Source organism: Streptomyces sichuanensis, assembly GCF_020328095.1.
GTDB classification, from domain to species: domain Bacteria; phylum Actinomycetota; class Actinomycetes; order Streptomycetales; family Streptomycetaceae; genus Streptomyces; species Streptomyces cinnamoneus.
The window spans coordinates 1-14,968 of sequence record NZ_JAIXMK010000045.1 but is presented as its reverse complement, the minus strand read 5'-3'; the positions used below and the strand labels follow the sequence as shown (position 1 = coordinate 14,968).

The 14,968-nt window shown below is 71.3% G+C and carries 16 protein-coding genes and 1 pseudogene; 11 read left to right on the top strand and 6 right to left on the bottom strand.

Features of this window, described 5'->3' with window-relative positions; all coding sequences use genetic code 11:
• Window positions 1-634, bottom strand: a pseudogene (locus tag LE181_RS32215) (hypothetical protein); the annotation flags it as partial.
• Window positions 635-793: 159 nt separating this feature from the next.
• Complete coding sequence (locus LE181_RS15285) at window positions 794-2,176, bottom strand: carotenoid oxygenase family protein (RefSeq protein WP_225661826.1); 1,383 nt, start codon at window positions 2,174-2,176, stop codon at window positions 794-796.
• Between the two features lie 379 nt (window positions 2,177-2,555).
• Between LE181_RS15285 and LE181_RS15280 the strand changes: the two genes are divergently transcribed.
• Window positions 2,556-3,869 carry an alpha/beta hydrolase gene (locus LE181_RS15280; protein WP_308103133.1) on the top strand — a complete coding sequence of 438 codons (1,314 nt, stop codon included), beginning with the start codon at window positions 2,556-2,558 and terminating at the stop codon, window positions 3,867-3,869.
• A gap of 18 nt (window positions 3,870-3,887) precedes the next feature.
• Here the strand turns inward: LE181_RS15280 and LE181_RS15275 are convergent, their stop codons facing one another.
• Complete coding sequence (locus LE181_RS15275; RefSeq protein WP_225661824.1) at window positions 3,888-4,871, bottom strand: ScbA/BarX family gamma-butyrolactone biosynthesis protein; 984 nt, start codon at window positions 4,869-4,871, stop codon at window positions 3,888-3,890.
• A gap of 146 nt (window positions 4,872-5,017) precedes the next feature.
• Here LE181_RS15275 and LE181_RS15270 point away from each other — a divergent pair, with 146 nt between their 5' ends.
• The 4 genes from LE181_RS15270 (at window position 5,018) to LE181_RS15255 (ending at window position 8,841) form a co-directional block, all read left to right on the top strand.
• Window positions 5,018-6,271 carry a cytochrome P450 family protein gene (locus LE181_RS15270; RefSeq protein WP_225661823.1) on the top strand — a complete coding sequence of 418 codons (1,254 nt, stop codon included), beginning with the start codon at window positions 5,018-5,020 and terminating at the stop codon, window positions 6,269-6,271.
• A gap of 167 nt (window positions 6,272-6,438) precedes the next feature.
• Window positions 6,439-7,107, top strand: a complete 669-nt coding sequence (locus LE181_RS15265; RefSeq protein WP_225661822.1) for a ScbR family autoregulator-binding transcription factor — start codon at window positions 6,439-6,441, stop codon at window positions 7,105-7,107.
• Between the two features lie 121 nt (window positions 7,108-7,228).
• The gene (locus LE181_RS15260; RefSeq protein ID WP_308103134.1) at window positions 7,229-7,984 is read left to right on the top strand and encodes an SDR family NAD(P)-dependent oxidoreductase; all 756 of its coding nucleotides are present in this window, start codon (window positions 7,229-7,231) and stop codon (window positions 7,982-7,984) included.
• Window positions 7,981-8,841, top strand: coding sequence for an NAD(P)H-binding protein (locus tag LE181_RS15255; protein ID WP_225661820.1), 861 nt, complete (start codon window positions 7,981-7,983; stop codon window positions 8,839-8,841). Before LE181_RS15260 ends, LE181_RS15255 begins: the two co-directional genes overlap by 4 nt.
• Before the next feature lie 228 nt (window positions 8,842-9,069).
• On the opposite strand, the gene LE181_RS15250 is transcribed toward LE181_RS15255, so the two are convergent.
• The gene (locus LE181_RS15250; RefSeq protein WP_225661819.1) at window positions 9,070-9,645 is read right to left on the bottom strand and encodes a TetR/AcrR family transcriptional regulator; all 576 of its coding nucleotides are present in this window, start codon (window positions 9,643-9,645) and stop codon (window positions 9,070-9,072) included.
• Between the two features lie 255 nt (window positions 9,646-9,900).
• Between LE181_RS15250 and LE181_RS15245 the strand changes: the two genes are divergently transcribed.
• The 3 genes from LE181_RS15245 (at window position 9,901) to LE181_RS15235 (ending at window position 11,366) form a co-directional block, all read left to right on the top strand.
• On the top strand, window positions 9,901-10,197 hold the full coding sequence (locus LE181_RS15245) for a hypothetical protein (protein WP_225661818.1): 297 nt from the start codon (window positions 9,901-9,903) through the stop codon (window positions 10,195-10,197).
• 135 nt (window positions 10,198-10,332) lie between these two features.
• Entirely contained in the window at window positions 10,333-10,752 is a 420-nt protein-coding gene (locus tag LE181_RS15240) for a rodlin (protein WP_225661817.1), read from the top strand.
• Between the two features lie 164 nt (window positions 10,753-10,916).
• Window positions 10,917-11,366, top strand: coding sequence for a rodlin (locus LE181_RS15235; protein WP_225661816.1), 450 nt, complete (start codon window positions 10,917-10,919; stop codon window positions 11,364-11,366).
• A gap of 104 nt (window positions 11,367-11,470) precedes the next feature.
• Here the strand turns inward: LE181_RS15235 and LE181_RS15230 are convergent, their stop codons facing one another.
• Window positions 11,471-11,737, bottom strand: a complete 267-nt coding sequence (locus LE181_RS15230) for a hypothetical protein (RefSeq protein ID WP_086573506.1) — start codon at window positions 11,735-11,737, stop codon at window positions 11,471-11,473.
• Between the two features lie 154 nt (window positions 11,738-11,891).
• On the bottom strand, window positions 11,892-12,287 hold the full coding sequence (locus tag LE181_RS15225) for a helix-turn-helix domain-containing protein (protein WP_225661815.1): 396 nt from the start codon (window positions 12,285-12,287) through the stop codon (window positions 11,892-11,894).
• A gap of 233 nt (window positions 12,288-12,520) precedes the next feature.
• Here LE181_RS15225 and LE181_RS15220 point away from each other — a divergent pair, with 233 nt between their 5' ends.
• From LE181_RS15220 to LE181_RS15210, 3 genes are all read left to right on the top strand, one after another.
• Window positions 12,521-12,736, top strand: a complete 216-nt coding sequence (locus LE181_RS15220; RefSeq protein ID WP_225661814.1) for a hypothetical protein — start codon at window positions 12,521-12,523, stop codon at window positions 12,734-12,736.
• A gap of 71 nt (window positions 12,737-12,807) precedes the next feature.
• Window positions 12,808-13,026: a hypothetical protein gene (locus LE181_RS15215; RefSeq protein WP_225661813.1), complete on the top strand. Its 219-nt coding sequence runs from the start codon at window positions 12,808-12,810 to the stop codon at window positions 13,024-13,026.
• Between the two features lie 95 nt (window positions 13,027-13,121).
• Window positions 13,122-14,968: zinc metalloprotease (locus LE181_RS15210; RefSeq protein ID WP_225661812.1), on the top strand; the 1,847-nt coding region annotated here is incomplete at its 3' end.

Below are 14,968 nucleotides of genomic sequence, written 5' to 3'. Positions count from 1 at the left end.
CCGTGGGGACCGCCTCCGCGGGGGCCGTCTGCGCCGGGACCGTCTCCACGGGGGCCGCCGTGTCCGGTGTCGCCGCCGGGGCCGTCTGCGCGGGGGCCGCCGTGTCCGGTGTCGCCGCCGGGGCCGTCTCCACGGGGGCCGCCGTGTCCGGTGTCGCCGCCGGGGCCGTCTGCGCCGGGGCCGCCGTGTCCGGTGCCGCCTCCGGCGCCGGCGCGGGGGCCGGAACGGCGGGAGCCGGCACCGCGGGTGCCGGCGCCACGTCCGCCGTCATCGCCGGTGCCGGCTCCGGGTCCGGGCCGGGGGCCGGCTCGGGCACGGGGTTGGGGTCGGGCGTCGGCACCGGCTCCGGCTCGGGGATGGGCTTGGGCGACGGCATCGGCGTCGGTTCCGGCTCCGGCTGCGGGACCGGCTCCGGCCGGTGCGGGCCGGGCGTGGGGATCGGGCCGAGCGGGCCCGGGTCGGGGATGCGCTCGCCGGCCCGGTCCGCCGTTCCGGCCGTCGGCTGCGCCGGCACGGAAACGGCCGGTGCGGCGCCGCCGTCGGGCCCCGCGCTCTGCTGGGGCAGGCTGGGTTCGTCACGCACGGCAGCTCTGGACCGGCCGAACGCGTTCCGCAGCAGACTCCGAATGCCCATGGGGAGAATCCTTCATGTGTCTCGGGTGCAAGTGAATTGTCCGTAGTGCGGGGATAAGTCCCCTGGCGTGGCGACTACGTAAGGCTAGCCGTCAAGCTTGGTCCAGTACGTTCACACCCGACACGCCCTACCCGCGTGTCCTACCTTGTATCACTGGCATCAGGGATGGTCCGGAACCCAGGTCCCGTGAAACCCCAGCGGCACCCGCACGGGCAGGTGGATCCGGGCCACCGGCCCCGCCGTGAAGTCCTGTGCCGCCAGCACCACGAGGTCCGAGGCCGCCCGCCCCGGGTCGTAGGCGTACGCCAGCACCCAGCCCTCGTCCTCCGCGGCCCCCGGCGCGGCCGGCACGAACACCCCCTCGCCCACGTCGCCGCCCGCCGGTACCCGGAACTCCTCGGCCGTGCCGCGCTCCAGGTCGTACTTCAGCAGTCCGGTGTCCCGCCCCGGCTGCCGCTCGTGCATCGCGTAGCCGAAGCGGTGCGGCAGGGTCAGCCGGCGCGGGTCGACGCGCGGGAACTCCACCGGCCGGTCGTCCAGCCGCTCCCGCCGCACGCTGCCGGCGGCGAGGTCGACCGTCCAGCGCTCCAGGTGCGCCAGGTGCTCCCCGGGGGCGGGACGCCCGGCCGACGCGGCGTCGAAGAAACGGTCGTAGCGCACGAGATGGACGGTGAGGAAGCGACGGCCGCACCCGCCGTCGGGTGGTCCGTGCTCGAAGGCGTTCATCGGGTGGAAGACGAAGCACGGATCCGTCTCCAGCCACCGCACCCGCTCGGCCCCGCCCTCGCGCGGCAGCACCCCGAGCCGGGCCGGCCGGCCCGGCACCCACACCGGGTGGTGCCCGGCCGCTCCCGGCAGCCGGGCGAAGACGACGGGCAGGTCGTAGAGCAGCACGTACCGCTCGGTGAGCGAGAAGGCGTGCATCATCGGCCGCTCCCCGACCGGGACGTCGACGCTGCGGCGCACCCGGCCGTCCGTCCCCGCGACGACGTACTGCACGTACGGCCAGGCCGGGCAGTACGCCACCGCGTGCAGCTCACCGCTGCGCGGGTCGACGACGGGGTGCGCGGACAGCCCGCCGGGCAGCGTGCCGTGGAAGTCGAACGGCCCGATCGTGTAGAGCTCGGGGTCCAGTTCGTACGGCAGCGTGCCGCCCTCGACCAGGGCGAGGCAGTGCCCGGCGAAGAACAGCACGTGGGTGTTGGGGGCGAAGTCCAGGTCCAGGTGGCGCGGCCCGTGCAGCAGCTTCTCCCCGAGTTGCCCGGCCACCGCGTCCGAGCGCACCCAGCGGTTGCGGTACCACTCGGCGCGGCCGTCGCGCAGCCGGACGCCGTGGATCATGCCCTCGCCGCTGAACCAGTGGTAGGCGGCCGGGTCTTCGACCTCCAGGGGATTGGGGCCGTTGCGCAGGTAGCGGCCGCACAGGGAGCCGGGGATCCGGCCGGTCACCGGCAGGTCGACCGCGGTGACCTCCTCGTGGACCGGTGCGTACAGACCCCGGAGGTAGGGGTTCGTGCCCGCGTGCGGACGGCCTTCGGTCATGGCACCCACCTCCACCGGCCCTTCCCCGGACGTCGCCGGGCGGGTCCCCCACCCGTGGGGCCGTCCTCCCACCATCCAGCGGAAGGGAAGGTTCGGCCAGCCTCCATCCACCCGTCGGACACTCTTCATCGAAGGCGGGTAACCGCCATCGAGCGGGATTCGTTGCCGGGAACAGCCGGGGAAGCGTAGAACACGGGCAGGACAAGAGCAGGGCAATAAATGGTCGCAGAGCAACCCTGTACGCCCGTTCCCGACTCTTTATCGGTGAGTATTCGCCGAACGAACACGAGTACCCACACGGGGGCAGGGAGTTGAGAGGCACATGGGCCTGACCAGCCGGTCACTCTTGTACACGGTGGTGTTCGTCGCCCTCGTGTGTGTGGGCCTCACGATATGGCTGTGGCCACGGCTCTCGGGGCGCGGCGCGTTGCCCGTGCTGGGACGGCTCGGAGTCATCCTGGTGACCCAGTTGACGATCATGTCCGCGGTGCTCCTCGCGGTGAATTCCGCCAATAGCTTCTACGGAACCTGGGGCGAGCTGATCGGGAAGTACGACCGCTCGCCGGGGCAGGTCACCCAGGGCACCGAGCCGGGCCCGAACGCCAGCGTGGACACGGCCAAGGGCGCCCTGGTGCGGCCGGCCGGGTCGGAGGGACTGGAGAAGGCGGGGCTCCCGAAGGGGCCGAAGGACAAGGTCGGTGCGGTGGAGTCCGTACGCCTCGTCGCCCGCCGCGCGGGCGTCGTCGAGCCGGCGATCGTCTATCTGCCGCCGCAGTACTTCCAGAAGCAGTACGAGCGTCAGCGCTTCCCCGTCGTCGTGGCCATCAGCGGCTACCCGGGCGGCATCACCAACCTCACCCAGTACCTGCAGGTGCCCAGGACGGCGTCCACGCTGATATCGGAGAACCGGATGCAGCCGACGGTGATCGTCATGGTCCGGCCGACGATCGCCCCGCCGCGCGACACCGAGTGCGTGGACGTCCCGGACGGGCCGCAGGCCGAGACCTACTTCACCAAGGACCTGCCCGAGGCCCTCAAGAGCGCCTACCGCGTCGGCCACGAGGCCAGCGCCTGGGGCGTCATGGGCTACTCCTCGGGCGGCACGTGCGCCCTGGAGCTCGCGATGCGCTCACCCGGCACGTACCCGGTGGCGGGCGCCCTCTCCGCCGACTACAAGGTCAAGAACGACCTCACCACGGGCAAGCTCTTCGGCAGTGGCCCCGGGGCCGACAAGCGCCAGCGCGAGCACGACCTGATCTGGCGCCTGCAGAACCTGCCCGTCCCGCGCGTCTCGGTGCTCGTCACCAGCAGCGAGCAGGGCGAGAAGAACTACCGGGAGACGCAGAAGTTCCTCAAGGCCGTCAAGGAGCCGATGACCGCAGCGAAGATCATCCTTCCGGCGGGGAGTCACAACTTCACCACCTGGCGGCGTGAGATCGCCCCGACGCTGGAGTGGATGAGCAAGCAGATGACCTTCCCGCAGGACACCGTCGACCGTTCGAAGCCGGCGGACGGCTCGCAGGCCGGGAAGACGGCCGAGGAGGAGCGCAAGCGGGCGGAGGAGGAGAAGCGCAAGGCCGAGGAGGAGCGGAAGGCCGGGGAGCAGCGTTCGTCCGGATCGCAGGAGGCGCCGTCGGACGGCCCCGGTGAGCCGGAGGTCTCCCAGGGGGCCGGGGCCGACGAGGACGAGTGACGCGTCCGGCGGCGGCCCTCAGGCCGCCGCCACGCCCCGGAGCCGCCCCGCGGCCCCGGTGAGGGTGCAGGTGAAGACGGGCGCGCCGTCCTGCGTGCCCGTCACCCGCGCGGTGCGCCGCTCGCCCGGCTGCCCGCCCATGGCCGTGACCTCGATGGTGCAGGGGCTGTCGAGCTCCGCGTACCGGTGGAAGACCACGGTGACCGACGACGGCCGCCTCGCGTGCGGCCGCAGGGCGCCGTAGGCGGCCTGACGGGCCGCCTCCACCAGGACCATGCCGGGGATGTGGTCGCAGGGGTGGTCGAAGAGCGTGGCGTGGCGCGTGTCGGGGTTGAGCACCCAGCGGTCGGAGCGGCCGGTGGGGGAGAGGACGACATCGATGGGGGCGTCCCGGCCCACGTCGCGGGGCTCGGCCCGGCCGGGGCGGCCCGCCGGCGGCAGCTCGGCGGTGGACCCGCGGTGGCCGCGGATCCGGCCGTAGAGCTCCGGGGGTATGCAGGTGAAGCGGCCGCCGCCGCTGGCCACGGTCTCGCCCTCGCGCCGCACCGTGATGTCCATGCGGAAGGCGAAACGCCGCTCCCGGTGATCGAGGATCACGCACGAAGCGGCGATGGTGAGATCGGTGGGGGAATCGCCGATGAGGAGCCGCTCGTCGTGGGCGGTGAATTCCATCTCCTGCAGAAGGAATTGATGTCCTATCGGAACATTCAATTCCGTGTGGGCGAGGAACAGGCCGGTCTGGCGAATCGTTTCGGCGGCCAGTAAGGGATCATGCCGTCTGCCACCGTCGGCGGTGAAGAAGCCGTGTGCCCGCGGCCATTGCGCGGTGAGCGAGAAATGATGTCCGTCCGCTTCCGTGCACCCGGTCAGAAAGACCTCCGCGACGGCCGCGCGATGAACGAGCTCCTTGGGAACCGTGCTGGTCAGCGTGGGTTCGACGGCGGACGGGGAGGGTGCGGGGCGCCCGTTCGCAGTGGGTGACTGATGCACGGAACTCTCCATGAAACCCGATGTGACCACGAGTCAAGTAACCCGAAAATCTTGTCCTGTTCTAAGATAACGGTTGGCCGGTTTTCTTCAAGGCCCAGGCCGGGATCCCCGGCGGAGCGCGACGGACCCGCGCGGCGTACCACTGATGGAGACAGCTGATGCAGCAGCAGATCTGCCCCGTAGTTCTCGACCCCACCGGACGCGATGTGCACGGCGAGGCCGCCCGGCTGGCCGGAATCGGGCCGGTGGTCCGGGTGGAGCTGCCGGGCGGGGTGGCGGCGTGGGCGATCACCGGACACGAGGTGGCCGCCCGGCTGATGCTGGACCCGCGGGTCTCCAAGGACGCCTACCGGCACTGGCCGGCCTGGCGCGACGGCGAGCTCGACGACAGCTGGCCGATGGCGATGTGGGTGTCCGTCAGGAACATGCTCACCGCCTACGGCGACGACCACCGGCGGCTGCGCAAGCTGGTGGCCAAGGCGTTCACCGCGCGCCGCACCGCCGCCCTGCGGCCGCGCGTCGAGCAGCACGTCGCCCGGCTGATCGACGACCTCGCCGCCGTGCCGCCCGGCCGGGTGGTCGACCTGCGCGAGCGGTTCGCCCACCCCCTGCCCATCCAGGTCATCTGCGAGATGCTCGGCATACCCGAGGAGGTGCGGGCCGACCTGCGCCGGGTCGTCGACACCACCTTCCGCACCTCGGCCACGCCCGAGGAGGCGCAGGCCAATCAGTACGAGCTCTACACCCTGCTCTCCGGGCTCATCGCGGCCAAACGGGCCGCACCGGCCGCCGACATGACGAGCGACCTCATCGCCGCCCGCGACGACGCCGGGGACGGCGCGCAGGAGCGGCTGTCGGAGAAGGAACTCCTCGACACGCTGCTCCTGATCATCGGCGCCGGGCACGAGACCACGGCCAACCTCCTCGAACAAGCCGTTTTCGCGCTGCTCACCCATCCGGATCAGCTGGAGCTGGTGCGTTCCGGCCGCGCCTCGTGGGACGACGTCATCGAGGAGACGCTGCGGGCGCGCGGACCGGTGGCCAACATTCCGCTGCGCTTCGCCGTCGAGGACATCGAGGCGGGCGGCGAGGTCATCGCCGCGGGCGACGCCATCGTCATCTCGGTGAGCGCCGCGGGCCTCGATCCGGTGCAACACGGCGAGGACGCCCACCGTTTCGACCTCACCCGCCCCACCCGGCGCGAGCACCTCGCCTTCGGCCACGGCGTCCACCACTGCATCGGCGCGCCCCTCGCCCGGCTGGAGGCGTCCCTCGCCCTGCCTGCCCTTTTCGACCGTTTTCCGGAACTCTCCCTCGCCGTTCCGGCGGAGGAGCTGGAACCCCTGGAGTCGTTCATTTCGCACGGCCACCGGAGCCTGCCGGTGTTGCTCGGACCGGCCGTGATTAATTGACCGAATAACGCCTCTCGCCTTTGCTCCGTGGTGAGTTCGAGAATGCGCTGCCGGGTAAAATGCGTCGCGTTCGGTTTGGTTTCCCCCAAGGGGTCTCGTCTCCTGACCCGGCGTGGCGTCACCGCTGCCGGAAGGCTGAGCGGGATGACACGGCTGGAGGTCGCAGGATGGCGCAGCAGGAGCGTGGAATCAGAACTCGCCGGGCAGCGCTGGAGGCGGCGGCCGCCCTCTTCGCCGAGCGCGGCTACGAGGCGTGCACCATCTCGGAGATCCTCGCCCGGGCGGGGGTGACCAAGGGGGCGCTCTACTTCCATTTCGATTCCAAGGAGTCGCTGGCGCGCGGCGTGCTGGAGGAGCAGGTCTCCCTGGAGGGCGTGGCCCCGCAGGCGTCGAAGCTGCAGGAGTGGGTGGACGTGGGCATGGCCCTGGCCCACCGATTGCCCCAGGAGCCGCTGTTGCGGGCCGGTGCCCGGCTGGCCACGGACCCGCACATGCAGAAGCTGGCCAGCACGGGCCCGTGGGCCACCTGGAGCGAGGTGTCGGCCAATCTGTTGTCCGAGGCCAAGGCGCGGGGCGAGGTGCTGCCGCACGTCGAGCCGACGGCCACCGCGCGGTTCGTGATCAGCGCGTGGACGGGCGTCCTGCTCGTCTCGCAGGTCACCACCGCCCTGGAGGACCTGGAGGAGCAGATCTCCGTGCTCTTCCGGCACATCCTGCCGGCGCTGGCGACGCCGGCGATCCTGGTGCAGCTGGACACCTCTCCCGACCGCGGGGCGCGGGTCGTCGCCGAGGGACGGCGCCTGGCGGCGGAGGCCACGGCCGTCCCGGCGGGATAGTCCCGGATTCCCTTTCCGGAACGCGTGATTCAGGTACGGGAATCACCGGTGGCGGTCGGCTTTCGCCTTGCTCCCGCTTTGTGCCCTGGGCCATGATCGCGCCATGAATGCTCAGCAAGGAATGCTCGCAGGCAAGACGGTAATGATTACCGGGGCCTCCAGTGGTATCGGGGCTGCCGCTGCCCGTCTGTTCAGCGCGCAGGGTGCCGCGGTGATTCTCATGGCCCGCCGGGCGGAGAAGCTGCGGGAGCTGGCCGACGAGCTCAACGCCGCGGGCGGCACGGCGACCGCGGTGACCGGTGACGTGACCGTGGCGGCGGACGCCGCCCGGGCCGTGGAGGTCGCCGTCGAGCGGCACGGCCGGCTCGACGCCGCCTTCAACAACGCCGGGTGGGGCACCGCGCGCGAGCCCATGCACCTGATGGACGACGCCGATTACGACCGCATCATGGACGTCAACGTCCGCGGTGTGTGGAACTGCATGCGCCGGCAGATACCCGTGATGCTGGAGAACGGCGGCGGCGCCATCGTCAACACCTCCAGCACCGCCGGCCTGGTGGCCCCCGGCGTGCCCTCCGCGCCCTACATCGCCGCCAAGCACGCGGTGATCGGCCTGACCAAGGCCGCCGCCGACGAGTACGGCGCCCAGGGCATCCGCGTCAACACCCTCGCCGTCGGCGTGACCCGCACCGAGCTGATGCAGCAGGGCTTCGACCAGAACCCGGGCGTCGAGGCCCTCCTCACTGGCAACTCCATGCTCCCCCGTGTCGCCGAGCCGGTGGAGATCGCCCAGGCCGCCGCCTGGCTCTGCGCCGACCACTCCTCCTTCGTCACCGGCGCCACCGTCCCGGTGGACGGCGGCTTCACCGCGCGGTGAGCGCCCGGATCCTGGTCACCGGCGCGAGCGGCACCGTCGGCGGGGCCACGGCCCGGCTGCTCGCCGCCGGCGGGCACCCCGTCCGGCTGCTGGGCCGCGACGCCGCGCGGCTGCCCGACCCGGGCCCGAACGGTGAGCTCGTCACGGGCGACTTCGCCGATCCGGCGGCACTGCGCGCGGCGATGACGGGGATCGAGGCGGTCCTCGTCGTCACCGCCGACCCCCGGCTGCCCGGGCACGACGCCAACGTGGTGCGCGCGGCGCAGGAGGCCGGCGTCGGCCGTCTGGTCAAGCTCTCCGCGCTCGCCGTCGCCGACCCCGGGGCCCAGGACTTCATCACGCGCTGGCAGCGCGAGGCGGAGGAGCGCATCCGCGGCTGCGGCCTCGGGTGGACGATGCTGCGGCCCCGGGCGTTCATGAGCAACACCCTGGCGTGGGCCGAGGGCGTCAAGGCGTCCGGCACGGTGCGGGCCTGGCCCGCCGACGCCCGGGCGGCCTGCGTGGACCCCTACGACATCGCCTGTGTCGCGGCCCTGGCCCTGACCGGGCCCGGGCACACCGGACGGGCGTACGCGCTGACGGGTCCGGCGGCGGTGACCGCCCGCGAGCAGGCCGAGGTGCTGGCGCGGGTGCTGGGACGGCCGCTGGCCTTCGAGGAGCTCGATGCGGACCGGGTGCGCCGGGCGGCCGAGGCGCGCTACGGGGCCGAGGTGGCGCGGGCGCTGCAGGAGAGCGCCGAGCGCCGCATACAGGGGGCCACGAGCCGGGTGGAGCCGGAGGTGGCGCGGCTGCTCGGACGGCCGGCCCGTACGTACGAGCAGTGGGCCCGGGAGAACGCGGGGCTCTTCACCGGTTGACGACCGACCCGGGGGGAGGGCTCCTCGTGGGGAGCTCGTTAAAAACCGCACATACGGTCTGTGCAGCCGTTCCTCCGCGGGGACAGGGGCTCCCACCGGCTTCTCAGGGGGCGCCCGTCGTCACTGGTGTCCCGGAAGAAAACAGACCGTGAACGGAGCGCGAGGCCCTCACCGGGGCGCGGAAGCACCCGTCCGGGTGACCCTCGCGTCACCCGCAGGATGACGGGCTCAGCCGGCCTGCGCGGTGGAGTCGATGATCTCCAGGGCGATCTCCAGGAGCGCGGTGCGCTTCTCCTCGGGGTCGCCCTGCAGCGTGTCCAGGGCCAGCGCTCCGAAGTGCACGGTCAGCATGGCGCTGGAGAAGCGGGCCTGGGTGGCGAGGGGGGCGTCGCCGGCCTGGACCAGCCGGGAGACGGAGACCACCCGCTCCTTGAGCCGCTCCCCGATGCTCAGCTCGCGCAGCGTGGCCTGATTTTCCTGCAGGATCCGGTAGAGCGGAGCCGCGTCCTTGAGCACGGCGCTGTAGCGGCGCAGCAGCTCCCGCTTGGTCTCCAGCGTCGGGGGCTGGCTGCGGCCCCAGGCGATGAGCTCGTCGACGGGCTCGCCGAGCTGGTCGGAGAGGGCGCTGAGGATGTCTTCCTTGGTCTTGAAGTGGTAGTACAGCGCGGCCTTGGTGACGCCGAGCTCCTCGGCGATCTCCCGCAGCGAGGTCTTCTCGTAGCCGCGTGAGACGAAGAGGTCCAGGGCCGCCTTCTGAATCCGCTCGCGGGTGTTGCTCCTACGGGCCCTGGGGTTGCTGGCCATGGTCTCTCTCCCGCTCTCCGTCTTCCGCTCTCACCGCCCCGGCGTCTAGCTGGTCGGCAAGTTAGTTTCCCGTCGTTTTCCCCGCACACGTTAGGGGCGCCGACGGGCGCCCGGGCGCCGGCCGGGGCGGGGCCCTGCGCGCGCAATACCGTACTTGACGCCCGGCAAGTACATGCATACTCTTCCGACCGAGATAACTAGCCTGGCGGCAAGTACGGAAAATGCGACTGGACCGAGGGGATGGTGCGCGTCGACATGGGACGACACGTTGCTGCCGCGATCGACTACTACGCCGCACACGACTACGGCGCGGTGAGCGGCCACGCGGTGGACGAGCGCACGGCGGACCGGCCGGCCGCGGTGGAGGAGCCCCTGCCCGAGGTCTTCGAGGGGCTGAGCGTCCCGGTGCGCACCGCGGCATCGCTGCTCGGCCTCTCCCCGTGGGCCGTTGCGCATTTGATAGAACGCGGTGAATTGCGCAGCGAGCGCGGCGGGCAGTACCGCTACGTCACCCTGACCAGCATTTTTTCCTATCGGCGGCTGACCCGTTGATGCCTCTTTCGCGGTAGCGCATCCCGCTGGATCGAATGAGTGAAAGCCTGACGAATGCCCGGAACTTCCCGAATGGGCCGGAGTTATTCAGAACGCTTTCTCAGTGGGGGCGCTACTCGATCGAAAGGCATAGACGTGCTCAAGAAGGTTCTCGCCACGGCCGCCCTGTCGGCTTCCGCGGTCGGCGCCATCGCCTCCCCCGCGATGGCCATCGGTAACGACAGCGATGTCTGGAACGCCAACGGTGCCAAGACCGGTTACGGCAACACGCACACCGGCGGCAAGGAAAGCCCGCAGATGAGCCTCATCCAGGGCACGCTCAACAAGCCGTGCATCGGCATCGGGAAGATCGGCGTCCAGTCGCTCATCGCGCTGCTCAACATCGGGATCCAGGACATCCCGATCCTCACGTCGCAGCAGCAGCAGCAGTGCACCGACAACTCCACGATCAACGACGGCGACGACCCGCTGTCGCACATCCTGGACGAAATCCCGATCATCTCGGGCAACGGCTCGGGCAACGACGGCCCGCTGTTCGGCGAGCACGGTCACTGACCGAAGCGCCCTTTGGGTAAATCCCTTCGCGGCGGGTGTGCGGGACCCGCTGCGGAGGGATTTTCCCTTTGGGCCGAAAGCATGAAGTCGCACAACCTCGCCCCTCGTTGGCGGGTTAGACCTGGTGTTCCTGTAATTCGTCGACCCCGAGCGAGGAAACAATCGTGATCAAAAAGGTAGTGGCCTCGGCTGTGCTGGCGTTCTCCGCCATCGGCGGCGCCGCGGCACCGGCCGTGGCGGCCCCGGCCGGCGGTGACAGCAGGGACGTCTTCAACGCCAACGGCGCTGCCCAGATGTACGGCAACACCTACACCAGCGGCTACATGAGCCCGCAAATGGGCCTGATCAACGGTTCGTTCAACAAGCCGTGCATCGCCATCGGCAAGCTGGGTGCGCAGTCCCTCCTCGCGCTGCTCAACGTCGGGATCCAGGACGTGCCGATCCTGTCCTCGCAGCAGCAGCAGCAGTGCACCGAGAACTCCACGATCAACGACGGCGACGACCCGCTGTCGCACATCCTCGACGACATCCCGATCCTGTCCGGCAACGGTTCCGGCAACGAGGGCGGGCTGTTCGGCGGGCTCGGCGGGCACGGCAAGCACCGCCGCCACTGACCGGGGCGCGCCCCGCACACGAGAGCCGCCTCCCGGCGATCCCGGGGGGCGGCTCTCCGCGTCACGGGCCGCCGGCACGTCACGTCCGGACGGCGGCGGCGCGCTCAGCCCTCGTAGTAGACGGTGAGCACGGCACCGCCCACGTCCACCCGTCGCCGGCCCAGCCGTTCGCCGCGGCGCAGCGCTCCCAGGCACGTGCGGAACATGCCCATCTCCTCGTCGGTCAGCACGGCGGCCGCCAGATCGAGCAGTTCGTCGACGCTCCGGTCGGTGAGCACTTCGGGCAGGTCGCCGGAGAGCAGGACCACCGATTCCCCGGTGCGTCCCCTGACGACGGCATTGGACGTCGAGCCACCACTGACAACGAGCACACATTCCCCCTGGCCTCGGGCAGATCGAGACGATAGCCGGGAAGGGGCGTGCTCCTCGGCCGGACGGGAATATTCGCTGGATTCAACCGTTCCAGGGAACCGGGTGCGTGGGGCGTGGCGTCCGTTACTCAACACCCGGGCGGCAAACGCCGGTTCAGCCCTCGTCCGGGTGATCCTTGGGTGCGCGTTCGAGCAGTGATTCGACGAGGGCCGCCACATGCCGGCGGTCGTCGGACGACAGTCGCTGGACGCTCGCGATCAGCAGGTCCACCTCCGGGTCCGGCCGGGACTCCGGGGCGTCCTCGGCCGTCGGGTAGAGGTGGATGCCGCAGGCTTCGGCGGCGGCCCGGCGCACGGTGTCCAACGGCAGGTCGAGGCCACGGGAGAGCCCTTCGAGCGTCGCGGGCTGCGGCATGCGCACCAGGCGGTCCGTGGTGGCCAGGTGGTGCACCGTCGAGCGTGGGATGCCGCCCCTGCGAGCGACGTCCCCGTAGGACCAGCCCTGACGGTCCAGGCGCTGTCTCATCATCTGCTGCAGTGCGTTGGCCACTGACGGTCGCTTCCTGCTCTCGGCTGGCTCGGGTCCGCTCGGGTGAACCGATTCTACGGGCGGTGTCCACCGGAACCGCTTGCGCGGCGTCGGCGGCCGCCACTAGTGTCCAATCTCGTTGGACAGCACGTCCGACCGCATCGGACGCGGGCTGGGGGGTCCTGCCCGTGCCCGACAGCCGTTTTCGCGTTCTCCGCGAGATCCGCGGAGAACCATCCCGGAGGGGGACGACCATGCTCGATGTGCATGAGCTCGACGCCGAGTCCGCAGAGCTGCTGCCCGGCCGCGAGGCGCTCGGGAAGCTGAAGTTCAGCTTCAGCCGGACGACCAACGTCACCAAGCACGTCGCCAACGTCTCGGCGCACAACACCTCGTCGGCGCTCAACGTCTGCTCGCCGGACGCCGTCGCCCAGTCCGCGGCCGGACAGGCGATCGCCATCCAGCAGTAGCCGGCGGCGGTCCGCACCGCACGCCGTCCGCACGCCGATCAGCACGTCGTCAGATCAGAAAGGCCCAAGTCATGAGCATGAACCCGCGTGAGCTCGACGCCGAGTCCGCCGAGCTGCTGCCCGGCCGTGAGGCGCTCGGGAAGCTGAAGTTCAGCTTCTCCCGCACGACGAACGTCACCAAGCACGTGGCCAGCGTCCACGCGCACAACGAGTCCCTGGCCGTCAACGAGTCCTCGCCCTGGGCGGTCGCGCAGTCCGAGGCGAGCCAGTCCATCTCCATCAAGCAGTAGGCCCGGCCCACGCACTCGGCGGACCGCGTCCAGGGGAAGGCGCGGTCCGCCGGCCAGAGGGGGGAACAGCGGTTTCGTCGAGGGGGAGGAACCAGATGACGGTGGTCGGAGACCACGAGGCCGGCCGCAGCCGCCATCGCACCATCGACGGGACCGCGACGATCCACCGGGACACCGGGGGATCCGGCGTCCGGACAGGGGACGCCGGAGCCCCGGTGCCGGGCCCCGGCGGCTTCCCGTACACCGTTGAGGAGTACGGGAAGGGGGAGGAGACCGCCGGGACCCTGCAGCTGCCCGTGCCGGGGCAGCCCGTCCCGCAGGCGCAGCCCGCAGCCGAGGCCGTCGTCCCACGGCTCGGCGCGGGGCTGCGCCTGCACGGCGAGTACCAGGGCTCGGGCTTCAACGAGCCCAAGTACATCGCCCGCCGCGGCGACGGCCAGGTGGTGCAGCTCTCCCGGCTGCTCCACCTGGTCGCCTCGGCCATCGACGGCCACCGCGACCTGCACGCCGTCGCCCGCCGGGTCAGCGCCGGCTACGGGCGCGAGGTCAGCGCCGAGAACGTCGCCTACCTCGTGGAGCACAAGCTCGAACCGCTCGGCATCACCGTGCCGCCCGGCCAGGAGGACGACCGGGTCCAGGGCCCGCGCTCGGACCTGCTGCTCGCCCTCAAGGGACACCGCGTCGTCTTCGACGAGCGGCGCGTCAACGCCATCGCCCGGTCCCTGGCCTGGCTGCACCGGCCGCTCGTCGTGGTGGCCGTCCTGCTGCTGGCCGCCGCCATGGACGTGTGGCTCTTCGCCTTCCACGGCGCCATGACGCCCGTGCTCAACGTCCTCGACCAGCCGCTGCTGCTGCTCGCGGTCTTCGGGCTGACCGTCGCCTCCCTCGTCTTCCACGAGTTCGGGCACGCCTCCGCCTGCAGATACGACGGCGCCCAACCCGGCTGCATCGGCTGCGGGATCTTCCTGATCTGGCCGTCCATGTACACCGACGTCACCGACGTCTACCGCCTCGGGCGCGCCGGGAGGATCCGCACCGACCTCGGCGGCGTCTACTTCAACGTCGTCTTCATGCTCCTGCTGACCGGCGCCTACTTCGTCACCGGGCAGCCCTTCCTGCTCTGCGCGGTCTACCTCGGCCACTTCGAGGTGCTGGAACAACTGATGCCGGCCGTCCGGCTCGACGGCTACTTCATCCTCGGCGACCTCGCCGGAGTGCCCGACCTCTACGGCAAGATCAAACCGATCCTGCTCAGCATGGTGCCGTGGCGCAAGCCCGACCCGGCCGTCGCCGACCTCAAGCGCAAGACGCGGATCATCGTCACCACCTGGGTGCTCACCATGGTCCCGCTGCTGCTCGGCGAGCTCTGCTACGCCCTGTGGAACCTGCCGCGCCTCGTCGCCACCGGCGTGCGCTCGCTCACCCAGCAACTCACCGGCACCTACGAGGCGTTCGCCGCCGGTGAGATCCCGGCCGGGCTGGCCGGCGTGCTCGGCAGCCTCATGCTCATCGTTCCGCTGGGCGGCATGACGTACCTGTCCATCCGGCTCTCCGGACGACTGGGCCGCAACGCCCTGCGCTACACCGCGGGCCGCCCGCGGCTGCGGATCGGACTCGCCCTGGCCTGCGCGGCGGTGGCGACCACCCTGGCCTACGCGTGGACCAGCGGCGTCACGCCCAAGCCGCTGCCCCCCGCGCCGCCCATCGCCCCGATCCTGCAGCCGCACGTGCCGACCGCGCCCCCCGAGTCCAGCCACCCGGCGCTGCCCGGCCACGACCCGGCCGAGGGCCGCATGCCGGGGATCTGGAGCCCGGACGGCCAGGCCCCGGCGGTCACCCCGCTGCCCTGGCGCACCCCGCCGGCCAGGCCCGGCCTGCCCACGCCCCTCCCGGCGCTCACGCAGCCGCCGGCGGCCGTCCCGGCCGGGGACCGCGCGCCGGC